Annotated in this window: 4 protein-coding genes; all 4 read left to right on the forward strand. The window is 68.3% G+C overall.

Annotation, left to right across the window (positions count from 1 at the left end; all coding sequences use genetic code 11):
- The first annotated feature begins 161 nt into the window (after positions 1-161).
- Positions 162-407, forward strand: a complete 246-nt coding sequence (locus ENN83_RS15595) for a hypothetical protein (RefSeq protein ID WP_287188610.1) — start codon at positions 162-164, stop codon at positions 405-407.
- Positions 407-754: a hypothetical protein gene (locus tag ENN83_RS15600; RefSeq protein ID WP_287188602.1), complete on the forward strand. Its 348-nt coding sequence runs from the start codon at positions 407-409 to the stop codon at positions 752-754. The genes ENN83_RS15595 and ENN83_RS15600 overlap by 1 nt, the downstream gene beginning before the upstream one ends.
- Positions 755-789: 35 nt before the next feature.
- A complete protein-coding gene (locus ENN83_RS15605) occupies positions 790-1,272 on the forward strand; it encodes a hypothetical protein (protein ID WP_287188605.1) in 483 nt (160 codons plus the stop codon).
- A gap of 103 nt (positions 1,273-1,375) precedes the next feature.
- A partial coding sequence (locus tag ENN83_RS15610; RefSeq protein WP_287188607.1) for an AAA family ATPase occupies positions 1,376-1,826 on the forward strand: 451 nt, incomplete at its 3' end.

Consider the following 1,826-nt stretch of genomic DNA (forward strand, 5'->3'; position numbering starts at 1 on the left):
AACCCGCCAAGGTCGCTATCGTTGTCATCATGCGCAAGCTCATCGAAATGGCAAACGCGCTTGTCAAAGCCGACCGGACTTGGGTTGAAAAAACCGCTTGATCAAGACGGATACTGCAGAGGCATTGCCTGAACCAGAAAGAGCTGGCCCGGCGCTGGGGAATCTCCCATCGGACGCTCGAGCGTTGGCGCTACGGCGGCCAGGGACCGGCCTTCCTCGAGCTCGGCGGGCGCGTGCTCTATCGGCTCGCCGACATCGAGGCCTTCGAGCAGAGCCAGCTTCAGCTTGCGCTCAAGATCAGCGAAGCCGTCGCGCGCGTCGGTCACACGCCCCGCCGTCTGACCGCGGACCCGGCGCGGGCCTCTAGTCATGGTGCAACGCACCAGCGGACTGCGCGGCTGTGCTGATGGTCGCCGCAACCCCAATCGGCGCCCGCGTGGCAACGCCGAAGCTCACCGATGTCGAGCTCTACGCCTGGATCGCACAGGCCGAGGCTGGCGCCCGGATCGAGTATCACCGCGGCTTTCTCGGGATCGACGTCACGCCGGTGATTTCGACCTTGCACGAGCCCGAGCGCCGTCAGCTTGCCGATCTCGGTCAGGCCGCGTTTGGCGCTTTCGAGAAGGGCCTCGTCCACCTCGTGCAGGAGCGCGTGGGCCCGGATCGCTTCGCCTACATCGCCGTCGCCCGGCCCAGACCCAAGGCCGCCACTGCCTCGCTCTCGACGCTGCTCCTCGAAGAGCGCGCCGCGTGATGGCCCAGCCATTTCATTCCAACGGAGACCCCGCCATGCCGCACCCCGACAATGCCCCCCGCTTCGACGATCTAGGAGAGCTCGCCATCGGCGACATCGCGGCGCTGCCGCCCGAGATGCTGCTGGATCTGCAGACGACGGCGCTCGCCGAGACCGCCCGCGTCAAGCGGCTGCGCGACCGGCTCGAGGCCGGCATTGCACAGCGCTACGACGCCGCCGTCGCGGCCGTGCGGACCGCTCAGGGCAAGACCAGCGGCACCGTTCGGGTCGAGGACGAGGGTGTCGTGATCGTCGCGGATCTGCCGAAGAAGGTTTCCTGGGATCAGGACCGGCTCGCCGCCATGGCCGAGCGCATCCGCGCCGCCGGCGACGACCCGACCGAGTATCTCGAGATCGCCTATCGCGTGCCCGAGCGGCGTTACGGTGCATGGCCCGCGGCGATGCGCGAGGGCTTCGCGGACGCGCGCAGCGAGACCACCGGCAAACCCGTCTTCCGGCTCGAGGCTCGAGACCGGTGACGCGCGGCGGCGGGACGCCCGAGCGGCAACGCCGGGCAGGTTCCCCTTCGGCACCCGGTCACCCCCGCCGCCGCGCACCCTGAACGCAATCCCGGAGAACCCCATGGCCTTCCGCATCATCACCGCTGACGAACGCCTCTCGGCCGCCGAGAACAAGACGTCGCTCGCCATCTTCGGCCCGCCCGGCGTCGGCAAGACGACGCTCCTCAAATCCCTGCCGGCCGAGGAGACCGTCTGCCTCGATCTCGAAGCGGGCATGAAATCGGTGCAGGACTGGCGCGGGGATTCGATCCCGGTGCGCAGCTTCACCGATTTCCGCGACCTTGCCGTGCTGATCGGCGGGCCTGACCCCGCGCAGCATCCGCAGTCCTGGTACGGCGCCGAGTATCACGCCTGGCTGCAGCAGCAGTATCTCGGCACCGGCATCGAGGACTTCCTTGCCCGGAAGCGGATCGTTTTCGTCGACTCGATCACCGACCTGACGCGGCAGGCCATGGCCTATGCCCGCCAGCAGCCGGAGGCCTTCTCCGAGCGGACCGGCAAGCCGGATGTCC

Source organism: Rhodovulum sp. (assembly GCF_011048875.1).
Taxonomy (GTDB): domain Bacteria; phylum Pseudomonadota; class Alphaproteobacteria; order Rhodobacterales; family Rhodobacteraceae; genus Rhodovulum; species Rhodovulum tesquicola.

What these genes read in the sequence shown, in the direction of transcription:
- ENN83_RS15605 (WP_287188605.1), top strand. Translation starts at nt 790, where the DNA reads ATGCCGCACCCCGACAATGCCCCCCGCTTCGACGATCTAGGAGAGCTC.
- ENN83_RS15600 (WP_287188602.1), top strand. Translation starts at nt 407, where the DNA reads ATGGTCGCCGCAACCCCAATCGGCGCCCGCGTGGCAACGCCGAAGCTC.